At 69.9% G+C, this 16,826-nt stretch carries 18 protein-coding genes; 11 read left to right on the top strand and 7 right to left on the bottom strand.

The genetic code is table 11. The features are described from left to right. The first annotated feature begins 103 nt into the window (after window positions 1-103). Together dnaE and N1032_RS06770 are read left to right on the top strand one after the other, a co-directional pair. The gene (gene dnaE / locus N1032_RS06775; RefSeq protein ID WP_407933016.1) at window positions 104-3,565 is read left to right on the top strand and encodes a DNA polymerase III subunit alpha; all 3,462 of its coding nucleotides are present in this window, start codon (window positions 104-106) and stop codon (window positions 3,563-3,565) included. Between the two features lie 11 nt (window positions 3,566-3,576). After that, window positions 3,577-4,797, top strand: coding sequence for an acyl-CoA dehydrogenase family protein (locus N1032_RS06770; protein WP_259538260.1), 1,221 nt, complete (start codon window positions 3,577-3,579; stop codon window positions 4,795-4,797). On the opposite strand, the gene N1032_RS06765 is transcribed toward N1032_RS06770, so the two are convergent. Then, window positions 4,757-5,386 carry a TetR/AcrR family transcriptional regulator gene (locus N1032_RS06765; protein WP_259538259.1) on the bottom strand — a complete coding sequence of 210 codons (630 nt, stop codon included), beginning with the start codon at window positions 5,384-5,386 and terminating at the stop codon, window positions 4,757-4,759. The genes N1032_RS06770 and N1032_RS06765 overlap by 41 nt on opposite strands. 97 nt (window positions 5,387-5,483) lie before the next feature. Here N1032_RS06765 and N1032_RS06760 point away from each other — a divergent pair, with 97 nt between their 5' ends. Then, entirely contained in the window at window positions 5,484-5,936 is a 453-nt protein-coding gene (locus tag N1032_RS06760) for a nuclear transport factor 2 family protein (protein WP_259538258.1), read from the top strand. 135 nt (window positions 5,937-6,071) lie between these two features. On the opposite strand, the gene N1032_RS06755 is transcribed toward N1032_RS06760, so the two are convergent. Beyond that, window positions 6,072-6,482, bottom strand: a complete 411-nt coding sequence (locus N1032_RS06755; protein WP_259538257.1) for a DUF1697 domain-containing protein — start codon at window positions 6,480-6,482, stop codon at window positions 6,072-6,074. An 18-nt stretch (window positions 6,483-6,500) separates the two neighbouring features. After that, window positions 6,501-7,397: a CPBP family intramembrane glutamic endopeptidase gene (locus tag N1032_RS06750; protein ID WP_259538256.1), complete on the bottom strand. Its 897-nt coding sequence runs from the start codon at window positions 7,395-7,397 to the stop codon at window positions 6,501-6,503. 151 nt (window positions 7,398-7,548) lie between these two features. Between N1032_RS06750 and N1032_RS06745 the strand changes: the two genes are divergently transcribed. After that, the gene (locus tag N1032_RS06745) at window positions 7,549-8,181 is read left to right on the top strand and encodes a dihydrofolate reductase family protein (protein ID WP_259538255.1); all 633 of its coding nucleotides are present in this window, start codon (window positions 7,549-7,551) and stop codon (window positions 8,179-8,181) included. Window positions 8,182-8,235: 54 nt separating this feature from the next. Here N1032_RS06745 and N1032_RS06740 read toward each other — a convergent pair whose 3' ends face one another. Both N1032_RS06740 and N1032_RS06735 read right to left on the bottom strand, forming a co-directional pair. Continuing rightward, on the bottom strand, window positions 8,236-8,703 hold the full coding sequence (locus N1032_RS06740; RefSeq protein WP_259538254.1) for a DUF6194 family protein: 468 nt from the start codon (window positions 8,701-8,703) through the stop codon (window positions 8,236-8,238). A gap of 53 nt (window positions 8,704-8,756) precedes the next feature. Then, window positions 8,757-9,590 carry an NAD(P)H-binding protein gene (locus N1032_RS06735; protein ID WP_259538253.1) on the bottom strand — a complete coding sequence of 278 codons (834 nt, stop codon included), beginning with the start codon at window positions 9,588-9,590 and terminating at the stop codon, window positions 8,757-8,759. A gap of 6 nt (window positions 9,591-9,596) precedes the next feature. Between N1032_RS06735 and N1032_RS06730 the strand changes: the two genes are divergently transcribed. Beyond that, the gene (locus N1032_RS06730; RefSeq protein WP_259538252.1) at window positions 9,597-10,283 is read left to right on the top strand and encodes a TetR/AcrR family transcriptional regulator; all 687 of its coding nucleotides are present in this window, start codon (window positions 9,597-9,599) and stop codon (window positions 10,281-10,283) included. Window positions 10,284-10,376: 93 nt separating this feature from the next. Here the strand turns inward: N1032_RS06730 and N1032_RS06725 are convergent, their stop codons facing one another. After that, window positions 10,377-11,222, bottom strand: coding sequence for a helix-turn-helix transcriptional regulator (locus tag N1032_RS06725; RefSeq protein WP_259538251.1), 846 nt, complete (start codon window positions 11,220-11,222; stop codon window positions 10,377-10,379). Window positions 11,223-11,323: 101 nt separating this feature from the next. On the opposite strand from N1032_RS06725, the gene N1032_RS06720 reads away from it, so the two are divergent. The 6 genes from N1032_RS06720 to N1032_RS06695 all read left to right on the top strand — a co-directional run bounded on the left by N1032_RS06720 (window position 11,324) and on the right by N1032_RS06695 (window position 16,223). Beyond that, on the top strand, window positions 11,324-12,370 hold the full coding sequence (locus N1032_RS06720; RefSeq protein WP_259538250.1) for an SDR family oxidoreductase: 1,047 nt from the start codon (window positions 11,324-11,326) through the stop codon (window positions 12,368-12,370). 12 nt (window positions 12,371-12,382) lie between these two features. Further along, window positions 12,383-13,690 (top strand): histidinol dehydrogenase, encoded by a 1,308-nt coding sequence (gene hisD / locus N1032_RS06715; RefSeq protein WP_259538249.1) that lies wholly within the window; start codon window positions 12,383-12,385, stop codon window positions 13,688-13,690. A gap of 97 nt (window positions 13,691-13,787) precedes the next feature. After that, the gene (locus N1032_RS06710; protein WP_259538664.1) at window positions 13,788-14,120 is read left to right on the top strand and encodes an ArsR/SmtB family transcription factor; all 333 of its coding nucleotides are present in this window, start codon (window positions 13,788-13,790) and stop codon (window positions 14,118-14,120) included. Then, window positions 14,113-14,640, top strand: a complete 528-nt coding sequence (locus tag N1032_RS06705; protein WP_259538248.1) for an SRPBCC family protein — start codon at window positions 14,113-14,115, stop codon at window positions 14,638-14,640. The genes N1032_RS06710 and N1032_RS06705 overlap by 8 nt, the downstream gene beginning before the upstream one ends. Before the next feature lie 37 nt (window positions 14,641-14,677). Beyond that, window positions 14,678-15,169 carry a transcriptional regulator NrdR gene (gene nrdR / locus N1032_RS06700; protein ID WP_259538246.1) on the top strand — a complete coding sequence of 164 codons (492 nt, stop codon included), beginning with the start codon at window positions 14,678-14,680 and terminating at the stop codon, window positions 15,167-15,169. Between the two features lie 4 nt (window positions 15,170-15,173). Beyond that, on the top strand, window positions 15,174-16,223 hold the full coding sequence (locus N1032_RS06695) for a quinone-dependent dihydroorotate dehydrogenase (RefSeq protein WP_259538245.1): 1,050 nt from the start codon (window positions 15,174-15,176) through the stop codon (window positions 16,221-16,223). 6 nt (window positions 16,224-16,229) lie between these two features. Here N1032_RS06695 and N1032_RS06690 read toward each other — a convergent pair whose 3' ends face one another. Then, complete coding sequence (locus tag N1032_RS06690) at window positions 16,230-16,802, bottom strand: DUF3043 domain-containing protein (protein ID WP_259538244.1); 573 nt, start codon at window positions 16,800-16,802, stop codon at window positions 16,230-16,232. Window positions 16,803-16,826 lie beyond the last annotated feature (24 nt).

Below are 16,826 nucleotides of genomic sequence, written 5' to 3'. Positions count from 1 at the left end.
CGTGCGACCGGCGTTTAGACTTGGTACCCAAGCCGAGACAGCCGGAGAATCAGTGCCCTCGAACGACTCCTTCGTGCACCTGCACGTTCACAGCGAATACTCGATGCTGGACGGCGCGGCCCGGGTCAAACCCCTGATCGAAGCGGCCAAAGACCAAGGGATGCCGGCCGTCGCGGTCACCGACCACGGCAACGTGTTCGGGGCCTTCGACTTCTGGAAGACGGCCACCGAAGCGGGCATCAAACCCATCATCGGCACCGAGGCCTACCTCACCCCGGGCACCCACCGCGGTGACAAGACGCGGGTGCGCTGGGGCAACGGCGGGGGCGACGACGTGTCGGGCGCGGGCGCCTACACGCACATGACCCTGCTCAGCGAGACCACCGAGGGCATGCACAACCTGTTCCGGCTGAGCAGCAAGGCGAGCATCGAGGGCTACTACTTCAAGCCGCGCATGGATCGCGAGCTGTTGAGCCAGTACGGCAAGGGCCTGATCGCCACGACGGGGTGCCCGTCGGGCGAGATCCAGACGCGCCTGCGACTCGGGCAATACGACGCCGCGGTGCAGGCGGCATCCGATTTTCGCGACATCTTCGGCAAAGAGAACTTCTTCGCCGAGATCATGGACCACGGGCTCGACATCGAGCGCCGCATCATGCCCGATCTGCTGCGGCTGGCGAAGCAGCTCGACCTCAAGCTCGTCGCCACCAACGACCTGCACTACACGCACGCGCACGACGCCACCTCGCACGCCGCCCTGCTCTGCGTGCAGTCGGGCTCGACGCTGAGCGACCCCAACCGCTTCAAGTTCGACGCCGACGAGTTCTACCTCAAGTCGGCCGCCGAGATGCGCGCGCTGTTCCGCGACTACCCGGAGGCCTGCGACAACACCCTGCTGATCGCCGAGCGCTGCGAGGTCGCCTTCGACACCAGCGCCAACTACATGCCGCGCTACCCGGTGCCCGAGGGCGAGACCGAGGCGACCTGGTTCGAGAAGGAGGTCGAGGCCGGGCTGAAGGAGCGCTACCCGAACGGCGTCACCCAGGAGGTGCGCGAGCGCGCCGACTACGAGGTCGGCGTCATCAAGAGCATGGGCTTTCCGGGCTACTTCCTGGTCGTGGCCGACTTCATCAACTGGTCGAAGCGCAACGGCATCCGGGTGGGCCCCGGGCGCGGTTCGGGCGCCGGATCGATGGCCGCCTACGCCATGCGCATCACCGACCTCGACCCACTCGTGCACGGTCTCATCTTCGAGCGGTTCCTCAACCCCGACCGCGTCTCGATGCCCGACTTCGACGTCGACTTCGACGACCGGCGCCGCGGCGAGGTCATCAAGTACGTCACCGAGAAGTACGGCGACGAGCGTGTGGCCCAGATCGTGACCTACGGCACCATCAAGGCCAAGCAGGCGCTGAAAGACTCGGGCCGCGTGCTCGGCTTCCCCTTCAGCATGGGCGAGAAGCTCACCAAGGCGATGCCGCCGCCCATCATGGGCAAAGACATCCCGCTCTCGGGCATCTTCGACAAGGCGCACCCGCGCTACAAGGAGGCCGTCGACATCCGCACGGTCATCGAGATGGACCCCGAGGCCCGCACGGTGTTCGACACCGCGCTCGGCATCGAGAACCTCAAGCGCCAGTGGGGCGTGCACGCGGCCGGCGTGATCATGTCGAGCGACCCGCTGATCGACATCATCCCGATCATGAAGCGCGAGCAGGACGGCCAGATCGTCACCCAGTTCGACTACCCGGCGGCCGAGTCGCTGGGGCTCATCAAGATGGACTTCCTGGGGCTTCGCAACCTCACCATCATCGACGACGCGCTCGACAACATCCGCTCCAACCGGGGCGAGAACCTCGTGCTCGAAGACCTGGCGCTCGACGACAAGGCGTCGTACGACCTGCTGGCCAAGGGCGACACGCTGGGCGTCTTCCAGCTCGACGGCGGCCCGATGCGCGGCCTGCTGCGCCTGATGAAGCCCGACAACTTCGAAGACATCTCGGCCGTGCTGGCGCTCTACCGGCCGGGGCCGATGGGCGCCGACTCGCACACCAACTACGCGCTGCGCAAGAACGGCATCCAGCCGATCACGCCCATCCACCCCGAGCTCGCCGAGCCGCTGCTCGAGGTGCTCGGCGGCACCTACGGCCTGATCGTCTACCAGGAGCAGGTGATGTCGATCGCGCAGAAGCTGGCCGGCTTCACGCTCGCCCAGGCCGACCTGCTGCGCCGCGCGATGGGCAAGAAGAAGAAGAGCGAGCTCGACAAGCAGTACGAGGGCTTCTCGGCCGGCATGCACGCCAACGGCTACTCCGAGGCCGCGGTCAAGACGCTGTGGGACATCCTGTTGCCCTTCTCCGACTACGCCTTCAACAAGGCGCACTCGGCGGCCTACGGCGTCATCTCGTACTGGACCGCTTACCTCAAGGCGCACTACCCGGCCGAGTACATGGCGGCGCTGCTCACGAGCGTCGGCGACTCGAAAGACAAGATGGCGCTCTACCTCTCGGAGTGCCGCCGCATGGGCATCAAGGTGCTGCCGCCCGACGTGAACGAGTCGATCGGGTTCTTCACCGCCGTCGACACCGACATCCGCTTCGGCATGGGCGCGGTGCGGAACGTCGGCATGAACGTGGTGGAGCTCATCAAAGGCGCGCGCGAAGAGAAGGGCGCGTTCACCTCGTTCGGCGACTTCTTGAAGAAGATCCCGCTCGGCGCCACGAACAAGCGCACCATCGAGTCGCTCATCAAGGCCGGCGCCTTCGACTCGCTCGGGGCGACCCGGCGCGCCCTGATCGAGGTGCACGAGGGCATGATCGACAACGCGGTGTCGCAGAAGCGCAACGAAGCGAACGGCCAGGTCGGCTTCGACTTCGACTCGCTGTGGGACGCCCCCGAAGAAGTTCACGACATCCCCGCACGACCGGAGTGGGCCAAGCGCGACAAGCTCGCTTTCGAGCGCGACATGCTGGGGTTGTACGTGTCGGATCATCCGCTGGCCGGCCTCGAGATCCCGCTCGCGAAGGTGGCGTCGACGTCGATCCTCGACCTGCTCGAGAGCGAGCACACCCAAGACGGCGACCAGGTCACGGTGGCCGGGCTGATCACCTCGGTGCAGCACCGGGTGGCGAAGAACTCGGGCAACCAGTACGGCATGATCACCGTCGAAGACTTCAACGGCGAGATCACCGCGATGTTCATGGGCAAGACCTACCAGGAGTTCGGCCCGGCGCTCACGAACGACGCCATCGTGGTGGTGCGCGGGCGGGTGTCGCTGCGCGACGACGGCATGAACCTGCACGCGTTCAGCCTCTTCCAGCCCGACCTCGGGCAGGTCGGCACCTCGGGCCCGCTGCAGATCTCGCTCGCCGAATACAAAGCCACCACCGACACCGTGCAGGCGCTGAACGACGTGCTCATCCGCCACGCGGGCGACACCGAGGTGCGGCTCAAGCTCATCAAGAGCGACAACGTGCGGGTGTTCGAGGTGCCGTTCGGCGTGAACGTGACCGCCGATCTCTACGGGGAGCTCAAGTCGCTCCTCGGGCCGAACTGCCTGGTCTGAGCGCGCCCACGATGACCGACCTGCCGCCGGGCGAACCCGCGCCGCCGCTTGCGCCTCCGCGCTCCGCGGGCCAGAGCGCACTCGCCGGGGTGTTCGATCTCGACGCCCAGCTCACGCCCGCCGAACGCGAGTGGCAGCAGCGGGCTCGCCGGTTCGCGCACGACCGCATCCTGCCCACGATCGACGACGACTACGAGAACGCCTACTTCCGGCGGGAACTCGTCGCCGAGCTGGGCGCCGCGGGCTTCCTCGGCATGCATCTCGAGGGCTACGGATGCGCCGGAGCCAGTGCCGTGGCCTACGGCGCCGTATGCCTCGAGCTCGAAGCCGCCGACAGTTCGTGGCGCACCTTCGTGTCGGTGCAGGGGTCGCTGGCGATGACGGCGATCGCGCTGTTCGGCTCCGACGAGCAGAAGCGCGACTGGCTGCCGCGCATGGCCACGGGCGAGGTGATCGGATGCTTCGCCCTCACCGAGCCCGACGGCGGCAGCGATCCCGCCGCCATGCACACCCGCGCGGTGCGCGATGGCGGCGACTGGGTCATCACGGGGACGAAGCGCTGGATCGGCCTGGCCAGCATCGCCGGCGTGGCCGTCGTGTGGGCGCAGACCGACGACGGGGTGCGCGGGTTCCTCGTGCCCACCGAGACGCCGGGCTTCGTGGCCACGCCCATCGAGGGCAAGCTCGCGATGCGCGCCTCGATCCAGTGCGACATCCGGCTCGACGCGGTGCGGGTGCCCGATTCGCTCCGGCTGCCCGGAGCCGTCGGCCTGCGGGGCCCGTTCGCCTGCCTCAACGAGGCACGCTTCGGCATCATCTGGGGAGCGATGGGCTCCGCGCGCACCTGCCTCGAGGCGGCGCTCGACCGCTCGGTGTCACGACACGTGTTCGGCAAGTCGATCGGCGCCTTTCAGCTCACGCAGGACAAGCTCGCCTCGATGCTGCTGGAATACCAGAAGGGCGTGCTGCTCGCCCTGCACATCGGCCGACAAGCGGATGCCGGCGGGCTCGACGTCACCCAGCTGAGCGTCGGCAAGCTCAACAACGTGCGTGAGGCGATCGCCATCGCCGGAGCCGCTCGGTCGATCCTCGGCGGCGACGGCATCACGAACGCGTTCCCGGTGATGCGGCACCTGGCGAACCTCGAGGCCGTGCGCACCTATGAGGGCACCGACGAGATCCACGCGCTCGTCATCGGGCGGGCGTTGACGGGGGAGTCGGCGTTCCACTGAGGGCCTGATCGAGCACGTCGATCAGGTGATCGACCAGCTGACCGGTATCGGCGTTCTGAGCGAGGGCCTGGAGGGCGCCGTCGCGGGTGAGGGCGACCAGGCCGTGGGCGAACGCCCAGCTGACGAGGGTCAGGGGTGACACGATGTCGCCCGGGACTTTCGCGCCGGCATCCGGGGCGGTTCGTGACAGCAGCGCCAGTGAATCCGCTTGCGCGGCGCGCAGGGCGGGGTCGTCGGCGTGCAACTCGCCCGAGCGGAACATGAGGTCGAACAGGGCGGGTTCGGCGAGCCCGAAGGCCACGTAGGTGCGGCCGAGCACGCGTAGGGAGGGGCCGCCGGCCTCGGCCGACGCGTGGTCGAGCGCGACGGCCAGGGCGGTGAACCCCTCAGCGGCGACGGCGGTCAGCAGCCCGGCGCGGTCGCCGAAGTGGTAGGTCGGGGCGGCGTGCGACACCTCGGCGCGACGGGCGATGCTGCGCAGGCTCAGGTGGGCGAGCCCCGTCTCGGCGATCTCGGCGCGGGCGGCGGCGAGCAGGCGCTCGCGCCCGTCGAGCGTCTCGGCGTGGGCGGCGGCATCCGGGGTCGTCATCCGGCCATCCTCCGCCGACTACTTGACACTGTCAAGCTGGAGGGGCAGGCTCGAGGAAGCGCTTGACAGTGTCAAGTCACCAGAGAGGGGAAGCCCCATGTACTTCACCATCGTGAAGCGGCTCGCGCGCCGCAATTTCGAGCTCGTCAACCGCAAAGGCTACGACCAGATCGTGGCGTCGTGCGTGCCCGACGTGCGCCATCGCTTCGGCGGCACGCACGCGCTCGGCGGCGAGCGCCACGACGCCGTGGGACTGCGTCGATGGTTCGACCGGCTGGGTCGCCTCGTGCCGACGCTCCGGCTCGAGGTGACCGACCTCTGGGCCACGGGGCCGCCGTGGAACACCACGGTGATCATCCGCTGGGTGGGCACGGCGCGGTTTCCCGACGGGTCGCCGTATGACCAGCACGGGGTGCACGTGGTGGGGCTGCGCTGGGGCAAGGTGACGTCGATCGACGCCAACGAGGACTCGCAGGCCGTGGCGACAATGCTCGACGCCGTCGCCGCGACCGGCGTGGCCGAGGCGTCGGCGGCGCCCATCGTGACCTGAAGCATCGTGACCTGAAGCATCGTGACCTGAAGCGGGGCTCCGCCCGACCCGAGGGGGAGGTCGTGAGCGGGAGGTGCGGTCAATCGGCGTCGAGCAGCTCGAGCAAACGCGTGGTGGTGCGCCAGCTGCGCACGGTCATCTGCTGGAACAGCGGCATCGCATCAGGCGCTGGATGCGCGTCTTCGTGGCGAGGGCCTTCACCCGCGAGAAGTAGAGGGCGCCGGGCTCGGGCGCGATCGCGTCGACGCCGTCGCGGAGGTGCGGCAGCTGCGCCATCACCTCGTCGGGCGTCAGAGGATGCTTCACGAAGAACACCTCGCTGCGCAGATCGGGGGAGGCGTGGTCGGGGGGTGCCTGCGCGATCGTGGCCGCGAGGTCGTCGCGGGAGCGCACCACGGTGGGGATGGTCGTCTCGAACCGCTGCTGCAGCATCCGTTCGATCGCCGCTTCGAGCGCGTCGGCGTGCATCCCGTTCGCCGATGCCGATGCTTTCCTCGTCGTCGCCCCCGACGTTGATGCCCCGCAGCACGCGACGAACGAGCTCATGGGCAGCTCAGCGGTAACTCATTCCCCGCTCATCAGCGGCCGGGCGCCGCCCGATGCCCGGTTCTCGAGACCATAGGTCTCGTGGCGGTCGACGCGGCCGCGCACGAAGATGATGGCGACGATGGCGAAGAGCATCACGGCGTAGTTCGCCAGCCCGGCGATCGGGGCGAGCGGCCCCGGGTGCAGGGTGCCGCTCGTCGTGTCGACGCCGCCGGTCAGCAGAATGAGGCTCGGGTCGGTGGTGGCATGCAGCAGGATGGGCCAGATGAGGTTGCCGGTGACGCGCAGGGCGACATACATCGTGATGCCGAACGCGAACGTGTAGACCACGGTGAACACCACGGTGGCGACGCTCTGCCCGTTGAAGATGTTGCCCGAGTGCATGGCGGCGAACAACAACGACGACAGCAGCATCACCGAACGCTCGCCGTAGCCGCCCCGGCGCAGCAGCGTCACGGCGAAGCCGCGGGTGAGCAGTTCTTCGGCGAAGCCCACGCAGAGGCCGGCGATCAGCACTCCGACCACGGCTCCGGCGTCCCAGCCGCCGTAATCGACGCTCGCGAATCGCAGGATGTTGAAGACCGCCACCACGACGACGCCGATCCACATCCACCACGACCCGCGGATAGGCCGCGGGCCGAACAGCTCCTTCAGCCAGCCGATCGAGAGGGCGAACAGCACCAGCAGGATTCCGCCGATGAGAATCGGCAGAGCCAGTCCGATGAACACGCTGAGGCCGTTCGCGAAGAGATTCTGTTTGTCGACGAGACCGCCGAACAGAGCGTTCACCACCAGCCCGGCGAGTTGGTAGAGGCCGTAATAGACCACCACGACGAGCAGCGCCTTCCACCAGCCACCCCGGTTCCAGAACCGGTGCCATGTCGATGTTCGCTGCTGTTCCGTGACCGGCTGCACCGGCATCCCCCTTCGTCGTCCGTCTGGCGAAGACGAGCATCTCCGTGCTGTCTCACGCCATTTCGAGCCACTTTATTGGCCGGTCTGCCGCTCGGGAAGCCGACGCGGCCACAATGGAGACATCCGGTCACCGACGCCCGAGGAGCAGAAGATGAGAAAGATCGTCGTCAGCAGCATGATCAGCATCGACGGCTACACCGAGGGCGCAGGCGGCGACGTCATGGCGATGCCGATGGATCAGCCGTTCAGCGAGAACAACGTCGAGCGGGTGCGTGCCGCCGGCCGCCTGCTGTTCGGCGGAATCACCTACCGCGGCATGATGCAGTACTGGCCGGCCCAGGTCGACAACCCGGATGCCTCGCCCGACGACCGCTACATCGCCTCGCGTTATGCCGGCGGCCTGCCGATCACGGTCGTCTCCGACACCTTGACCCGCGATGACATCACGGTCTGGTGCGATCAGACCACGATCGTGCGACGAGCGGATGCGCACGCCGAGATCGAGCGGCTCCGATCAGAAGGCGACGGGGCGTCAACCGGTGGGGGCTCTGCCGACGCGCTCGGCCGCGACATCCTGATCTTCGGCAGCCGCACGCTCTGGACCGACCTGCTCGCCCACGGCCTCGTCGACGAACTCTTCCTCATGATCGGCCCGAGGGTGGTGGGCGGCGACCATCGGGCCTTCGCCGGTCTCGCCGGCATCGACCTCACCCTGCTCGACGTGCGCAGCTGGCAGAACTCGGGCACCGTGCTGCTGCACTACGCCGCCGCCAACGCCCGGTAGAACGTTCCCTCGGGCTCCGCGGCGCGGCGCGGCAGCATCTCCGGCCCACGCAGATCACCCCGCCCGCGACCGCCGACGCTCGACGCGCCGTCGCTCGTCATCGTGCGCGGCCCGAAGCAGGGTCAGCGCCGTCGCGAGGGTGCGCTCGCCCGGATCGACCACCGCGACCCAGCCGAGCGCTCCGTAGACGGGATGGGGCAGGAACACGTCCTCCTCGCTGAAGTCCCGCGTCGCGACGTCGTCAGGCGTCTCGCCGGTCAGCTCGGCGAACACCGTCGCCCCGACGTGGATGTTGAGCCGCCACCGCCCGGCCGGGTCAAGGTTCGAGAGCGCGTCGTCGGGGTAGTCCTTGGTGACGATCGTCGCGTAGGGCTGGGTGTTCGAAGGCACCGTGCCATCGGGAGAGTAGTAGAAGAAGTGGTCGCCCCACGCGATCTCCGGAAACTCGCTGCCCGGTTGCGGCGCGAGCTCCAGCACCCCGTCGAAGCCCCGCACGGTGTCGATGACCTGTTGCATGCTCATGCCCTCCAGTCTGCGCGACGCCCCGGCGCCCCGTCGAGCTACGTGCCGTCGAGCTACCGCGCCGCCGACAGCGGTGCCTCGAGCGCATCGCGAACACTCTGCGGCTCGCGCTCGAGCAACGAACCGAGCAGCGGATCGGTGCCGGCGAAGAGCCCCTCGGCCGCCGCCTGATACATGCCGAGCATGAAGCGCGCCATGCGTTCCGGCTGGCCGCCCGCCACCTGCGCGGCGACCCACTCGTCGTCGCCCATCAGCACGCGCGTGACGTCACGACCCGACAGCTCCGACGCGATCTCGGCGACCTCGTCGAACGTCGGCGCCGCCGACGCGGTGAGCGTCACAGGGCCGTCGAAGCCGCCGTCGGAGGCGAGAATGACGGCGGCCGCCTCGGCGGCGTCGGCCCGCGCCGTCCACGACACCGGGCCGTCGCCGGGCACCGCGATCACGCCGGTGTCGCGCCAGGGGCCGGCCAGCCAGGCGAGGCTGGGGGCATAGAAGCCGTTGCGCAGCGACGTCCACGGCAGACCGCTCTCGGCGAGCATCCCCTCCGTGACGGCGTGGTCGTGACCGGGCCCGAAGGGCGAGCCGAGTGCCGCGCCCTGGTGGCTCGTGTAGAGGATGCGGCCGACCCCCGCGCGCACCGCGGCGTCGACCGCGTTGCGGTGCAATTCGGCCGTGTTGCCCGCCGGGTCGCTCGACGAGATCAGCAGCAGCTGGTCGGCGCCGTCGAACGCGGCGGCCAGCGACGACGGGTCGGCGTAGTCGCCGCGCCGCACGGTGACGCCGAGGTCGGCGAAGCGTTGCGCCTTGGCGGGGTCGCGCGCCACCACCACGAACCGGCTGGGCGGCATCCGCTGCAGCAGGTGGTCGAGGGTGGCGCCGTTCATCGGTTCATGGACGACTCCAGCACACCTCGCGGCGACAACCGGGCGAAGATCATCGACGTCGCCGCCCGCCTCCTGCAGGAGCAGGGCCCCGCCGGGGTCACCACTCGAGGAGTGGCCCAGGGTGCGGGGGTGCAGGCGCCGACGATCTACCGTCTCTTCGGCGACAAAGACGGGCTGCTCGAATCCGTGGCCGAGCACGTGATGGCGAACTACGTGTCGGCCAAGGCGGCGGTGGTCGCCGCGGCATCCGCCGACGGCGTCGACCCGCTCGACGACATGCGCGGCGGGTGGCGGTCGCAGGTCGACTTCGGCATCGCGAACCCCGCGCTGTTCCGTCTGCTGAGCGATCCCGATCGCGTCAACGGCTCACCGGCGGCGGAGTCGGGGCGCCGGGTGCTCGAGGCGCGCGTGCACCGCCTCGCTCTCGCCGGCCGGCTGCGGGTGAGTGAGCAGCGGGCCGTCGCCATGATCCAGGCGGCCGGAACGGGGGCGATCCAGACGCTCCTCAGCACGCAGCTGGCGACCGCGGTCGCCTTCCGGGCCGTCACGCCGCACCTCGAGGCGCTCTCCGCCGCCGAGCGCCGCATGCTCACCGAATGGGTCGACCGGGCGATCGACGACGCGCAGCGAAGCGCGGCCGACCGGCAGAGCGGCGACCGCTCAGACGACGCAAGCCCGAGGCCGCAGGAGTAGGCCTCAGTCGCAGGTGCGGTGGCCAGCACACACGGAGTCGCGCTGCAGGAGCAGGAGCAAGAGCAGGAGCCGCAGCCGACGACGCTGCCCGCGTCACTCCACCAGCGCCTGGGTGCCGAGCACGATCGCGAGCGCCAGCCGCTCGGCATCGTCGCTGCCCGGCTCGGCCGTGTAGATCATGATCCGCAGGTCGTCGCCGGCCACGACGAGCGTGTCGCAGTCGAGCGCGATCCGGCCCACCGCCGGATGCTCGACGATCTTGTGCCGCCCCGGCTCGCGGCGCACGTCGTAGTCGGCCGACTGCCAGAGTTCGGCGAAGCGCTCGCTCTGCGCGGTCAGTTCGCGCACCATCCGGCGCAGGGAACGGTCTGCCGGGTAACGCGCGGCCGTCAGTCGAAGCTGAGCGACGAGCGACTCCTCGAAATCAGCCTTCTCCTCAGCCGTCATCACGGCGCGCGTGCCGGGCCCGACGAGGTTGCGCCACACGGCGTTCCGCTCGATTCCCGGGGCCCCGGCGCTCACGCCCATCAGGGCTTCGAACGGCGGATTGGCGACGACCAGCGTCATGGCCGCGTCATAGACCGCCACCGGCGTGTTCGAGAACCGGTCGAGAAGCCGCTGCACACTCGGGCTGATGCGCGACGGCACGAGATCGCGCCCAGGAGCGGCGTGCCCGGCGAGCCGGTAGAACAGCTCGCGTTCGGCATCCGGCAGCCGCAGCGCCCGCGAGAGCGACTCCACCACCTGCGCCGACGGCGAGGTCGCCCGGCCCTGCTCGAGCCGGGTGAGGTAGTCGGCCGAGATGCCCGTCAGTGCGGCGAGCTCTTCGCGGCGCAGCCCGACGGCTCGGCGGCGCCCTCCCGCCGGCAGTCCGACGGCCTCCGGCGTCACGCGGTCGCGCCAGCGGCGCAGCGTACGGCCGAACTCCGTCGATTCCATACCTCCAGTCTGCGCCCACGAACGCAGCTTTTCCTGGGCCTGGCAGTCCTACGACATCCGCACCTCTGGTTGCGGATTCACGGCGCGCGCAGGCTGAGGGCATGAATCAGCAACGTGTTCTCGTCACCGGCGGTTCCGGCTTCATCGCCGGCCACTGCATCCTGCACCTCGTCGCACAGGGCTACCTCGTGCGTACCACCGTGCGGTCGCTCGATCGAGAGCCCGCGGTGCGCGCCGTTCTCGCCCAGGCCGGTCTCACGACACCGGATGCCCTCAGCTTCGCGGCCGCCGACCTCACCTCCGACGCGGGCTGGGCCGAGGCTCTCGACGGCGTCGACTTCGTGCTGCACGTGGCATCACCCGTTCAACCCGGAGTCGTGGCGAACGAAGACGACCTCATCGTTCCCGCCCGTGACGGCGCCGTGCGCGTGCTCAGGGCCGCCCGCGACGCCGGGGTGCGCCGGGTCGTGCTCACGTCGGCGTTCCATGCCGTCGGGTGGGGGCATCCGCACGACGACCACGTGTTCACCGAAGCCGACTGGACGGCGCTCGACGGCCCGGGCGTCGACGCCTACGGCAAGAGCAAGACCCTCGCCGAACGAGCCGCCTGGCAGTTCATGGCCGCCGAGGGCGGATCGCTGCAGCTCGCGACCGTGCTGCCCGTCGCCGTCATGGGCCCCGTGCTGGGTGGCGAGGTCTCGGGCGCCAACCACATCGTGCAGAGCATGCTGTCCGGCGGCATGCCGGCGTTCCCCGACCTGTGGATTCCGATCGTCGACGTGCGGGATGTCGCCGACGCCCACATCCTGGCCATGACGACTCCGGGCGCGGCGGGGGAGCGGTTCCTGCTCGCGAGCGGCCCGGCCCTCGCGATGAAGCAGATCGGCGCGATCGTGCGTCAGCACGCCGGGGCGGCCGCGGCACAGGTGCCCACGCGGTCGATCCCGAACGTGGTGGTGCGCGTCGGCGCCCTGTTCTCGGCGCGGTTCCGCGGGCTGGTTCCCGACCTCGGCTACGCCAAGAGGGTGTCGAACGAGAAGGCCCGCCGCGTTCTCGGCTGGCACCCGCGCCCCGCCGCCGACGCGATCGCCGCCGCGACAACCAGCCTGGTGGCCCGGGGAATCGCCGATGACGGCGGCGCTCGCTAGGCTTGACGGGCCATGATCAGAACCATCGACCTCCGCGGCCGCACACCCTCCCGCGCCGAACTCATCGCCCTCGTGCCCCGTGCCGAGACCGACGTCTCGGTCGCCTCCGAGGCGGCCGCCGCGCTGATCGAGGCGGTGCGATCCGATGGGCTGGTGGCCCTGCGCGGGCAGGCCGAGCGGTTCGACAAGGTCGTGCCCGAGCACGTGCGGGTGCCGCAGGCCGACATCGATGCGGCGGTCGCGGCGCTCGAGCCCGGTGTGCGTGCCGCGCTCGATGAGGCAATCGTGCGCGTGCGGCAGGCGACCGCGGCGCAGATCCCCGAACCCCGCACCACCACGCTCGGCGACGGTGCGCTCGTGCAGCAGCGCTGGCAGCCGGTCGAGCGAGTCGGCCTCTATGTGCCCGGTGGAAAGGCCGTCTACCCGTCGAGCGTCGTGATGAACGTGGTGCCGGCGCAGCTCGCCGGAGTCGGGTCGATCGCCATCGCCTCGCCGCCGCAGAGCGAGTTCGGCGGCAGCATCCACCCCACCATCCTCGGCGCGGCCGGTCTGCTCGGCGTCGACGAGGTCTACGCCATCGGCGGCGCGGGGGCCGTCGGAGCCCTCGCCTACGGCGTCGACGAGATCGGCCTCGACCCGGTGCAGGTCATCACCGGGCCCGGCAACGTGTTCGTCGCGGCCGCCAAACGCCTCGTGCGCGGCGTGGTCGGCATCGACTCCGAAGCCGGCCCCACCGAGATCCTCATCATCGCCGACGCCTCCGCCGACCCGGCGTTCGTCACGGCCGACCTGGTGAGCCAGGCCGAGCACGACGAGCTGGCCGCCGCCGTGCTCGTCACCGACTCGGCCGAGCTGGCCGCCGCCGTGGCCACCGAGGTGCAGACCGCGGCATCCGTCACCCGGCACGCCGAGCGGGTCGCCATCGCCCTCGACGGCCCGCAGTCGGCCATCGTGCTGGTCGACTCGATCGAGGTCGCGGCCGCGTTCAGCAACGCCTACGGCCCCGAGCACCTCGAGATCCAGACGGCCGACCCGGATGCCGCGCTCGCACGCCTGCACAACGCCGGCGCCATCTTCGTCGGCGCGTTCTCGCCCGTCAGCCTCGGCGACTACCTGGCCGGCTCGAACCACGTGCTGCCCACCGGGGGGCAGTCGCGATTCTCGTCGGGCCTCGGCGCCTACACCTTCCTGCGGCCCCAGCAGGTCATCCGCTACGACCGCGGGGCGCTCGAGGCGGTCGCCGACCGCATCGTCGCGCTGTCGAGCGCCGAGAACCTGCCGGCGCACGGCGAGGCCGTGACGGCGCGCTTCGCCCGCTGAGTCCGGTTAGACGGGCGCTGCCCGCGCCGACCGGCGACTGCTCAGCTGGTGTTGCAGTCGGTTGCGCGTAGTTACGTGAAGGCGTAACTTGGCTGCCATGATCACCGAGGTCGTGTCCGCCATCGCCGACCCGAGCCGCCGCGCCATCCTCGACTCGCTGCGCCGGGGCGAGCTCGCGGTGGGCGACATCGTCGCGGCATCCGGCGTCGCCCAGCCCGCAGCATCCAAGCACCTGCGTGTGCTTCGCGAGCTGCGGGTCGTGCGCGTGCGAAAAGACGCGCAGCGGCGGCTGTACTCGATCGACCCGGTGCCGATGAGCGAGCTCGACCGGTGGCTCGAGCCCTACCGGGTGCTGTGGAACGGCTCGCTCGACGCTCTGGGGCGGCACCTCGACGCAGTCGGCGACGCCGACACGAGCGCCGATGAGTGAGAACCGAGGGCGTTTCGTGCGGTTCGAAGGCCGCCCGGCGGTGCGATTCGTGCGGGAGTACGCGCATCCGGTCGAACGCGTCTGGCGCGCGGTGACCGACCCCGCCGAGGTGCCGACCTGGTTCCCGTCGTCGTACGTCTTCGAACCGGAGGTCGGGGGAGTGATCGTGTTCTCGGGCGATCCGCACCTGGCGGGCGGCGAAGAGCTCCGCGGCGAGGTGCTCGCCTACGACCCGCCGCGAGAGTTCGCGTTCACGTGGGGCGACAACGAGATCCGCATGCTGCTCGAACCCTGGGGCGCCGGCGGCTGCCGCTTCACCATGACCGACGTGCTCGGCCACGAGAACGAGGCCTCGCGCAACGCCGCCGGAACCGACGCCTGCATGACGATGCTCGACCGCCTGCTCGCCGGCCGCCCGGGTGACGGCCCTAACGCGCCCGGCGCTCCCGACTGGCACCCCCTCTACGACTCCTACCGCGCCGAGGGCTTCCCCGACGGCGCCGCACTGCCGAGCGGCTGACCGTCCCCTCCCTCCGAACCGCTACGCTGGAGAAGCCATGTTCTGCCCGTATTGCCGCTACCCCGACTCCCGCGTCGTCGACTCGCGCACGACCGACGACGGTCTCGCCATCCGCCGCCGGCGCCAGTGCCCCGACTGCGGCCGGCGCTTCAGCACCACCGAGACGGCGAGCCTCAACGTCATCAAGCGCTCGGGCGTGGTGGAGCCGTTCAGCCGCGAGAAGATCGTCTCCGGCGTGCGCAAAGCATGCCAGGGCCGCCCGGTCACCGACAGCGATCTCGCCGTTCTCGCCCAGCGGGTGGAGGAGACGGTGCGCCTCTCCGGTGCCGCGCAGATCGAGGCCAACGACATCGGTCTCGCCATCCTGCAGCCGCTGCGCGAACTCGACGAGGTCGCCTACCTGCGGTTCGCGAGCGTCTACCAGGGCTTCGACTCGCTCGACGACTTCGAGGCCGCGATCACCCTGCTCAGAGTGGAGCACGACCAGGCCGCGGCCCGCGCCGACGGCTCGGCGAGCACCCCCGAGTAGCGGGATGTACGGCCTCTTCTTCCGGCACGTGCTGTCGCGCATCGATCCGGAGCGCGCCCACCATCTCGCCTTCGACGTCATCCGCGCCATCCCGCGACTCGGCCTCGACGGCGTGGTCGCCCGTCTCACGAAGAGTCCGGTCGATCTCTCGGTCGAGACGCTGGGCCTGCGCTTCCCGACGCCGTTCGGGCTCGCGGCCGGCTTCGACAAAGACGGCAAGGCCATCCGCGGGTTCGGAGCGCTCGGGTTCGGCCACGTCGAGGTGGGCACCATCACGGCGAAGGCGCAGCCCGGCAACCCGCGTCCGCGCCTGTTCCGCCTCGTCCCCGATCGCGCCGTGGTCAACCGCATGGGGTTCAACAACCTGGGAGCGGCCGCGGCATCGTTGCGCCTCGCCCGGGTGCGCTCGGCGCGGCATCCGAGGCCCGTCATCGGCGTCAACATCGGCAAGAGCCGCGTGGTCGAGGTCGACGACGCCATCGACGACTACCTGCAGAGCGCTCGCGCCCTCGCCCCCATGGCCGACTACCTCGTGGTCAACGTCAGCTCACCCAACACCCCGGGCCTGCGCGGCCTGCAGGAGCTCGAGCGACTCGCGCCCCTGCTCACGGCGGTCAAGGCCGAGGCCGGGTCGACGCCGCTGCTGGTGAAGATCGCGCCCGACCTCACCGACGACGAGGTGCTGCGCATCGCGCAGCTGACGGTGGAACTCGGGCTCGACGGCATCATCGCCACCAACACCACGATCTCGCGCGAGGGACTGGTGACGGATGCCGCCACCGTCGCTGCGGCCGGCGTGGGTGGTCTCTCCGGAGCACCCCTGGCGGCGCGCTCGCTCGCCGTGCTGAGACTCATCCGCGGTGCGGTGCCGCCGGAGCTCTGCGTCATCTCGGTCGGCGGAGTCGACACCGCCTACGACGTCGACCAGCGGCTGGCGGCGGGCGCGACCCTCGTGCAGGGCTATACGGCGTTCCTCTACCGCGGCCCGTTCTGGGCGCGGCAGATCAACATCGGGCTGGCTCGACTGCGCCGAACGCGCTCGGCCGAGGCCTGACCCGCTCTACCTCGGGTATTCGCCGCGCTTCACCTGGGGCTTCGGCAGACGCAGACGGCGGAACTGCAGCGCGCGCATGGTGGCGTACCAGCGCACCTTCTCGACCCGGTCGGCACCGAACTTCTCGCGCATCTTCTTCATCAGGCGCATGCCGAGGAAGAGGCTGTCGCCGATGACGAGGATGACGAAGGCGTAGAGGCCGAGCATGACGCCGGCCTGGATCTCGGGAGCCGGCACGAGCGTCAGCAGGATGACCACGAACATCACCGGGATGAGGAACTCGCCCAGGTTGAAGCGGGCGTCGACGTAGTCGCGCACGTATTTGCGCTGGGGGCCCTTGTCGCGCGCGGGCAGGTATTTCTCGTCGCCGTTGGCCATGCCGATACGGGCCTTGTCGCGCAGTTCCTGGTTGCGGCGGCGGGCGTCTTTGCTCGCCTCTTTGCGGTCGCCGGGAACCAGGGGGCGCTTGTTGGCCGCCTCACGCTCTTTGCGGGTGGGGGTCGCGTGACCCTTGCCGGTCGTCTGCTCCTCCACAGGAGTCGCGATCGGAGCCTCGGTCGTGCTGGTTTTCTTTGCCACGGTGTCCTCGTTCGTTCGTCTCTT

The organism is Herbiconiux daphne (assembly GCF_024979295.1).
In the GTDB taxonomy this organism is placed as follows: Bacteria; Actinomycetota; Actinomycetes; order Actinomycetales; family Microbacteriaceae; genus Herbiconiux; species Herbiconiux daphnes.
The sequence above is the reverse complement of the archived record's forward strand: the minus strand, read 5'-3'. Positions and strand labels throughout refer to the sequence as shown.

What these genes read in the sequence shown, in the direction of transcription:
- dnaE (WP_407933016.1), top strand. Translation starts at nt 104, where the DNA reads ATGCTGGACGGCGCGGCCCGGGTCAAACCCCTGATCGAAGCGGCCAAA.
- N1032_RS06770 (WP_259538260.1), top strand. Translation starts at nt 3,577, where the DNA reads ATGACCGACCTGCCGCCGGGCGAACCCGCGCCGCCGCTTGCGCCTCCG.
- N1032_RS06760 (WP_259538258.1), top strand. Translation starts at nt 5,484, where the DNA reads ATGTACTTCACCATCGTGAAGCGGCTCGCGCGCCGCAATTTCGAGCTC.
- N1032_RS06740 (WP_259538254.1), bottom strand. Translation starts at nt 8,703, where the DNA reads ATGAGCATGCAACAGGTCATCGACACCGTGCGGGGCTTCGACGGGGTG.
- N1032_RS06695 (WP_259538245.1), top strand. Translation starts at nt 15,174, where the DNA reads ATGTACGGCCTCTTCTTCCGGCACGTGCTGTCGCGCATCGATCCGGAG.
- N1032_RS06765 (WP_259538259.1), bottom strand. Translation starts at nt 5,386, where the DNA reads ATGACGACCCCGGATGCCGCCGCCCACGCCGAGACGCTCGACGGGCGC.
- N1032_RS06735 (WP_259538253.1), bottom strand. Translation starts at nt 9,590, where the DNA reads ATGAACGGCGCCACCCTCGACCACCTGCTGCAGCGGATGCCGCCCAGC.
- nrdR (WP_259538246.1), top strand. Translation starts at nt 14,678, where the DNA reads ATGTTCTGCCCGTATTGCCGCTACCCCGACTCCCGCGTCGTCGACTCG.
- N1032_RS06745 (WP_259538255.1), top strand. Translation starts at nt 7,549, where the DNA reads ATGAGAAAGATCGTCGTCAGCAGCATGATCAGCATCGACGGCTACACC.
- N1032_RS06710 (WP_259538664.1), top strand. Translation starts at nt 13,788, where the DNA reads ATGATCACCGAGGTCGTGTCCGCCATCGCCGACCCGAGCCGCCGCGCC.
- N1032_RS06725 (WP_259538251.1), bottom strand. Translation starts at nt 11,222, where the DNA reads ATGGAATCGACGGAGTTCGGCCGTACGCTGCGCCGCTGGCGCGACCGC.
- N1032_RS06705 (WP_259538248.1), top strand. Translation starts at nt 14,113, where the DNA reads ATGAGTGAGAACCGAGGGCGTTTCGTGCGGTTCGAAGGCCGCCCGGCG.
- N1032_RS06755 (WP_259538257.1), bottom strand. Translation starts at nt 6,482, where the DNA reads ATGAGCTCGTTCGTCGCGTGCTGCGGGGCATCAACGTCGGGGGCGACG.
- N1032_RS06720 (WP_259538250.1), top strand. Translation starts at nt 11,324, where the DNA reads ATGAATCAGCAACGTGTTCTCGTCACCGGCGGTTCCGGCTTCATCGCC.
- N1032_RS06730 (WP_259538252.1), top strand. Translation starts at nt 9,597, where the DNA reads ATGGACGACTCCAGCACACCTCGCGGCGACAACCGGGCGAAGATCATC.
- hisD (WP_259538249.1), top strand. Translation starts at nt 12,383, where the DNA reads ATGATCAGAACCATCGACCTCCGCGGCCGCACACCCTCCCGCGCCGAA.